Origin of the sequence: Chthonomonas sp., assembly GCF_035294165.1 — a bacterium.
GTDB lineage: Bacteria > Armatimonadota > Chthonomonadetes > Chthonomonadales > Chthonomonadaceae > Chthonomonas.
This window is the reverse complement of record NZ_DATGLN010000009.1, coordinates 1-6,241: the sequence shown is the minus strand read 5'-3', so window position 1 is coordinate 6,241 and position 6,241 is coordinate 1. Positions and strand designations below refer to the sequence as shown.

Genomic DNA, 6,241 nt, shown 5'->3' with positions numbered 1-6,241 from the left:
CTACCTCGGCCGCACCATGGAGGTTCTTGTGGAAGGAAGAGGAGCTCCAGTAGAACCCTCTTCGGAGAACGAAACGCTTCCTCCCACAAAAGAGGAATCTGCAGGTCTACTTGGAGGCTATACCGGCAACTATATCCGGGTACAGTTTGCCGGTGGTTCCCATCTTGTCGGGAAATTAGTGCAAGTACGACTGCTTGAAACGACTCTCGATGGAGCCATAGGAGAGATCGGCGATGAGACTCTAGAACCAATGCCGGAACCTCCTGCCGATTCCGATTTTATTCCTCTCGCAACTCTATCCGGCCAGGTCATCGCTTAATGCCCTCTCAAGGAAACATAAATGCCGGTACTTCTTGGAATCGATCGCTGCGTTCAAGACAACTTCGCCTTACTGAAGGGCAAACGTGTTGGGCTTATCACTAACCACTCCGGACGCGATAGCGAAGGGCGATCTACCCTCGACCTTCTCTACAATGCCAACGGCGTCAAACTGACCGCTCTTTTCGGTCCAGAACACGGCATTAGAGGTATCGTAGACGAACCGGTGTCCGATTCGCACGACTCCATTACCGGGCTCCCCATCTACAGCCTGTACGGAGCACGAACGCGCCCTCAACCCGAACAACTTCGTGATGTGGACGTGCTGGTCTACGATATCCAAGACATTGGGGTACGCTTCTATACCTATATCAGCACGCTAAAATACGCGATGGAAGCAGCCGCTGAGGCTCAAATTGCTTTTATCGTTCTCGACCGTCCGAATCCTCTCAGCGGTCAGCTAATCGAAGGACCTTTGGCTGAAATAGACCGGCTCGACTTTACGGCCTGCCACCCTATTCCCATCCGCCACGGGCTTACTTTAGGCGAACTCGCTACTCTCTATATACGAGAGCTAGAGCTACCTCTTCAGCTCGACATCGTACGACTTGAGGGATGGGAACGTAAAGACTATTGGGATGCCACCAATTTGATCTGGATTAACCCCTCGCCGAATATGCGTTCGCTACGCCAGGCACTCCTCTATCCCGGCATCGGCCTGCTGGAGTTTACTAACCTCTCTGTGGGACGGTGGACAGATACCCCATTCGAATGGATTGGTGCCCCCTGGATAGACGCCAGAAAACTTGCAGCAACCTTGAATGCAGCCTCGCTACCAGGTGTCTGTTTCATTCCCGTCCAGTTCCAACCTTCCACTCGCCAGTATGCCGGCCATACCTGCTTTGGAGTGGAGATCATCGTAACCCACCGCGAGGTTTTCCGCCCGGTGCGTACCGGTCTCACGATCGCCTTGGCTTTACGACAACTGTTTCCAGAGTATTGGGAAACAAAGAACTACCTTAGACTTTTGGCAAATCAAAAAGTCTTCAATGCCATTGTTCAAAACGCTCCCAAAGAGGAGATTTTCACACTTCTTGAAACAGACGAGCAGGCCTTCCGCGAACGTATCGCTTCCTGCCTGCTCTATTAAGGTGCTTGCTCGATACTAGGAGCGGGTGAAGGACCACACGGCTCGTCCGTGCGGCTTCCGGTTTCATCGCAGACTGCTTGACGTGTCAAGTCTACCGTCTGCTCCACAGGCGTTTCGCGTGTCGGCACGTCCTGCCGCCAACATTATTGAAAACGGAACCCTGTTCGTAGGGGGCGTGGCACACCGTCACCTCGAAAGGGCAACCAACCTTGTGTTCCTAACCCTGCTTGGCTCTCGCAAAGCGCAAACACAGGAAACTTTGCCTTCGCAGACCGGTTTGACCACTCAAACGAACAGAGCCATTCTCCCGTAAACGAAAGGAAAAGTCCTGCTAAGTAGGACGCGGTTTTTCATCCCAACGGACAAACAGCGGGGTTTTCAAACCGCAAATTACTATAACTCCTAACGATTCAAGAATGCTCCCCTTTCCGTTAGATTCGATGGCGGATTTGGGACATGTAGCCGCACAATGTAGACCACCGTTCTCCCAGACTCCACCGGGTTCGCGAGAGGCATGTCAACCGGTTGCCGACTATGCGGCGGGAGCTGAACAGATGGTTTGGCAGACGGCTTCTTGACTGTGCGCCCCTTCGGGGTAGAGGCAGGAGCGTCAAACAGCAATGGCGACGGTTTCACGAAGACGATCGGAGGCCGGTATGCTCTCAAGGTTGCAACATCCTCGCTCAAGGCCGTTTCAGGCTGACTCGGTGATGGCTTACCGACTGCCATCCTACGCAACTCCATATAGAAAGCTTTGGCGTGACTGGCAGGCACACGAACCAACAGGTAACAAGCCGCAGGGTCGGAATCCAAAGGAAGATTATAGGCGCTATCTATAGGCTTGCTGGCCATCGTAAGAGCACCCCCATAGCGCTGTACAACCTCCATCAAATGAGCACAGGATGTACTGATGCTATCCACTGCTATTGAAAGTCTCAATGGATCGTCAGGCGTTCCGCTTCCAAAAGGCGTTGATGAAGGGGAAGAACGCCGGCTTTGAGGGGCAGTGAGAAGGCTTCCTGCACCCTGTTGCCTCTGGTCTAATTGGGAGGAAGGCGTCGCAACTGCTGTGCGCCCCATAGCCAGCTCCTGCTGCCCTCTGACTCCCCTCTTCGCCCCAAACGGCTCCTTCGATAAAGGCGTTTTCGAAACGGCCGCCACCTGCTGCGGTGTCGTTCGACCGAGGGACATAGCCTGATGAGAATTTGAATGCTGCAGCCCACTCCCCGTGAGGTTCCGATCTGGCCGGTTGAATTTAACGATAACCCATAAGCAGACGGCACAGATAACTGCCACCACAACCGCAACTCCACTGCGGTGCCACAACGATCTTCTGTTTGCTGTGTTGAACGGGCCTACAGGCTGCTCTGGAATAAAGCTTAAAATTTTCGAGGCCAGCCCTGGCCATGGTGTAGGCTCCTGCGCGCCTACTTGAAGCAGCGAACTGATACGGCGCAAGGCGCCAAGCTCCTCTCGACACTCTTCACAACGCGCAATATGATGGCGCAAGAGAGCGTAGATCGGTGGAGATACTTCTCCATCCAAACAGGCTTTTAACTGATCCTTATACCAAAGGTGCACTCTAGATTGCAAATTATGATATGGCCTCATAAAACACCTCACTCCGCACCCTCATTCTTATCGTCCTCTACATAATCTCGCAGCAGTTCCCTCAGCTGGCGAAAAGCGTTTGATAAGCGCGACTTTACGGTGCCCACCGGTATCTGGAGAACTTTAGCCACCTCGGCATAGGTCAGCCCATGCAGTTCATGCAGTATCACTACTTCACGATGATGAGGCGCGAGACGGGCTAACGCCTCCTCAATCTGCCTTCCTAACTCCTCTTTACTGAGCGCTTCTTGGGGGTTATCGCACCACCTATTTGTCACCACAACAAGCTGCTCATCGAGCGACAGGGTTTCTGGCCGATGCCGTCGTTGAAAATCCACACAGTGATTCATCGCTACCCGATAGACCCAGGTAGATAGAGCGGAATCACCACGAAAGCTAGGCAAACTTCGATAGATTGCCAGAAATATCTCTTGGGTCAGGTCCTCCGCATCCATAGCCGATCCGCACATCCGATAGGCTAAGCGGTAGATACGGCTACTGAAACGGTCAATAATTTGGGCAAATGCCTGCTTGTCACCCGCAACGATCTTGGCGACCAGCTCCTGGTCTGCCAGCTTGAGAGAACGTGCCGACGCTTCGTTCTTTGGAGGTCTCTGCGTCGGCAGCAATTGGCCGTGTTCCGGATAAGCAGACATAAACGATGCTCTCTTTGCTTCTGCCTCACGAGCAGTAGCTCTACTCTTTTTGTTGTATTTAGGCTGCAAAGGGTTCATTCAGATTTGTGCCACCCGTTCACAATCCTCTTGACGTATCATCTCCTCTGTTATACAATGGTACACTGCACAACAGAGGGGAAAAGATATGCAACGCAGCTCCTGGATCGCCTTGGGATTGAGTGTGCTCCTTATTGCAATTCTGGCAATGAGTTACTTCGTCTCGCAAGAAAAGCCGAGGCAGTTTGACCTCACACAAGCCCAGCAGATTCTGCATGACCTTCAAGAGGCGGTGCGCCAAAAAGATGTCGAGGGCATTATGCGTTATGTGGCCCCCAACACGCGGCTCATCGGCGACATGGATGCGCAGAAGGCACGTCTGCTTATTGCTCGTGCCTTCCGCGTGATGCAAGCCCCTCAGCCAACCATTAGCGATGTGCAGTTTCATAATGACAACGAGGGGAAGGGCGTCGGCCTTGAAGAGCCTTCGGTTTCATTCTATTTCAACCTGCGCGATCAAGGTCCAGACTATACTTCCGATGAGTACGCCGGGCGCATCACCCTCTACTTCCGCCAGGTTTCGATCCCCCATCTCTTTGGACTGTATCACACCGCAGAATGGCGCATCGTACACGTTGAAACCACCGGTCCTAACCCCGATAGCTTTGGTGATTTCTGAAGCCTACCTACAGCTGCTCGTACCAGCCCAAGGGAGAGTGGATGCACGTTGAGGTGGCATAGCGAGGCTTGGGCGGGGAATAAGCCCACTCCACAGCATTGGCGATAACCTGCTGAACCTCTTTTTGATGATACACCGGATAGGTCTCATGCCCCGGACTAAAATAAAAAATGCGCCCCTGCCCCCGCGTGAAACAGCAGCCACTGCGAAATACCTCGCCGCCTCGAAAAGAGCTAATAAAAATCAGCTCATCCGGCTGAGGAATGTCGAAGTATTCGCCATACATCTCCTGCTGCGGAATGATAAAAACCGGAGGCACATTGCGCGTTATGGGGTGCCCTGGATTCACCGTGAAGACGATCTCCCTATCGTCATCACGCCAACGCAAGGCACAAGTCGTTCCCATAAGTCGCACAAATATTTTCGACCAATGGCCGGAATGCAGCACGATCAATCCCATCCCGCCTAAGACCCGCTCATGCACCCGTTCAACAATGCGATCTTCCACTTCATGATGGGCAATATGCCCCCACCAAGTTAGAACGTCGGTGGCACTTAACACCTCCTCCGATAACCCATGCTCGGGCTGATCCAGCGTTGCCGTCCGGACCTCCACCCCATCGCCTAAATGCTTCTTAATCCCTTCTGCTATCGTGGTATGCATGCCTTGGGGATAGATCGCTCGCACCTCCGGTTGCCGCTTTTCATGTACATTTTCACCCCATACCGTAACGCGAATCACACGCCTATCCAATCTGCTTTTCCTCCCTCACAGGTGTGTTGGCCAACCTAAGCGAATTTGGTGTATCCTATTGTACTATCAAACATCGAATTCTTCGTCATGCCCTTCTATTAGCCTAGCTTCTAATTCCTATTTTAACATTTCATTTCCTTTTATCTCCGATCTGTGCTATTATGATTCTAGATAGACGTAAAAAGAATCTGAGAGCGCTAAACTCAGGTGTAGCAGTTATGGAAAACTACGAGACATATGACTATGACGTATTGGTTATCGGGGCAGGCGGTGCAGGCCTTCGAGCTGTCATCGCCGCCAGAGAAGCCGGTTGTCGCGTTGCAGTGGTCTGCAAATCACTTCTCGGCAAGGCGCACACCGTTATGGCCGAAGGCGGTGTGGCTGCGGCTCTAGGCAATATGGATCAGCCCGACGGCACCAAAGAGCCGGACAGCTGGGAGGTCCACTTCGTTGATACCATGAAGGGTGGTGCCTTCCTTAACAACTGGCGAATGGTCGAGATATTCACGAAAGAGGCGCCAGAACGTGTGTTGGAACTTGAGCAGTATGGCGCGGTGTTCGACCGAACCCCAGACGGCCTGATAGCAGAGCGCCCCTTTGGCGGTCATAAATACCGCCGTCTCAACCACGTGGGCGACCGTACAGGGCTGGAGATCATCCGTACCCTCCAAGATAAAGCCGTTAGCCTCGGCATGGATGTTTTCATGGAGGTAGTCATTACCCGCCTCCTCAAGGAGGGGGATAGAGTGGTAGGAGCCTTTGGCTACTATCGCGAATCCGGCAACTTTATCGTTTTTCGCGCGAAGGCTATCGTTCTCGCAACAGGTGGTTGGGGGCGCATGTACCGTTATACCTCCAATTCGTGGGAAGGAACCGGTGATGGTGTTATGATGGCCTTTGAGGCCGGTGCCGAGCTTCTTGATATGGAGATGGTGCAGTTTCACCCAACCGGCATGGTATGGCCTCCAGGTATGCGCGGCATCCTCGTGACAGAAGGAGTGCGCGGGGAAGGAGGCATTCTGCGCAACGGGAAGGGGGAACGCTTTATGTTCAAC

The 6,241-nt window shown here is 52.9% G+C and carries 7 protein-coding genes and 1 pseudogene; 5 read left to right on the top strand and 3 right to left on the bottom strand.

Annotation, left to right across the window (positions count from 1 at the left end):
- The 3 genes and pseudogenes from VKV29_RS00240 to VKV29_RS00230 form a co-directional block, all read left to right on the top strand.
- Positions 1-319, top strand: a pseudogene (locus VKV29_RS00240) (hypothetical protein); the annotation flags it as partial.
- Positions 320-340: 21 nt separating this feature from the next.
- The gene (locus tag VKV29_RS00235; protein ID WP_324199284.1) at positions 341-1,468 is read left to right on the top strand and encodes a DUF1343 domain-containing protein; all 1,128 of its coding nucleotides are present in this window, start codon (positions 341-343) and stop codon (positions 1,466-1,468) included.
- 25 nt (positions 1,469-1,493) lie between these two features.
- Positions 1,494-1,781, top strand: coding sequence for a hypothetical protein (locus tag VKV29_RS00230; RefSeq protein WP_324199283.1), 288 nt, complete (start codon positions 1,494-1,496; stop codon positions 1,779-1,781).
- An 89-nt stretch (positions 1,782-1,870) separates the two neighbouring features.
- Here the strand turns inward: VKV29_RS00230 and VKV29_RS00225 are convergent, their stop codons facing one another.
- Positions 1,871-3,061: an anti-sigma factor family protein gene (locus VKV29_RS00225; protein ID WP_324199282.1), complete on the bottom strand. Its 1,191-nt coding sequence runs from the start codon at positions 3,059-3,061 to the stop codon at positions 1,871-1,873.
- 26 nt (positions 3,062-3,087) lie between these two features.
- A complete protein-coding gene (locus VKV29_RS00220) occupies positions 3,088-3,735 on the bottom strand; it encodes an RNA polymerase sigma factor (protein ID WP_324199281.1) in 648 nt (215 codons plus the stop codon).
- Between the two features lie 166 nt (positions 3,736-3,901).
- On the opposite strand from VKV29_RS00220, the gene VKV29_RS00215 reads away from it, so the two are divergent.
- On the top strand, positions 3,902-4,432 hold the full coding sequence (locus tag VKV29_RS00215) for a hypothetical protein (RefSeq protein WP_324199280.1): 531 nt from the start codon (positions 3,902-3,904) through the stop codon (positions 4,430-4,432).
- A 7-nt stretch (positions 4,433-4,439) separates the two neighbouring features.
- Here VKV29_RS00215 and VKV29_RS00210 read toward each other — a convergent pair whose 3' ends face one another.
- Complete coding sequence (locus VKV29_RS00210) at positions 4,440-5,186, bottom strand: ThuA domain-containing protein (protein ID WP_324199279.1); 747 nt, start codon at positions 5,184-5,186, stop codon at positions 4,440-4,442.
- A gap of 218 nt (positions 5,187-5,404) precedes the next feature.
- On the opposite strand from VKV29_RS00210, the gene VKV29_RS00205 reads away from it, so the two are divergent.
- Positions 5,405-6,241 (top strand): FAD-dependent oxidoreductase (locus VKV29_RS00205; protein ID WP_324199278.1); only part of this gene is annotated, 837 nt, incomplete at its 3' end.

Coding starts and splice junctions, on each gene's coding strand:
- VKV29_RS00235 (WP_324199284.1), top strand. CDS start 341: ATGCCGGTACTTCTTGGAATCGATCGCTGCGTTCAAGACAACTTCGCC.
- VKV29_RS00220 (WP_324199281.1), bottom strand. CDS start 3,735: ATGTCTGCTTATCCGGAACACGGCCAATTGCTGCCGACGCAGAGACCT.
- VKV29_RS00215 (WP_324199280.1), top strand. CDS start 3,902: ATGCAACGCAGCTCCTGGATCGCCTTGGGATTGAGTGTGCTCCTTATT.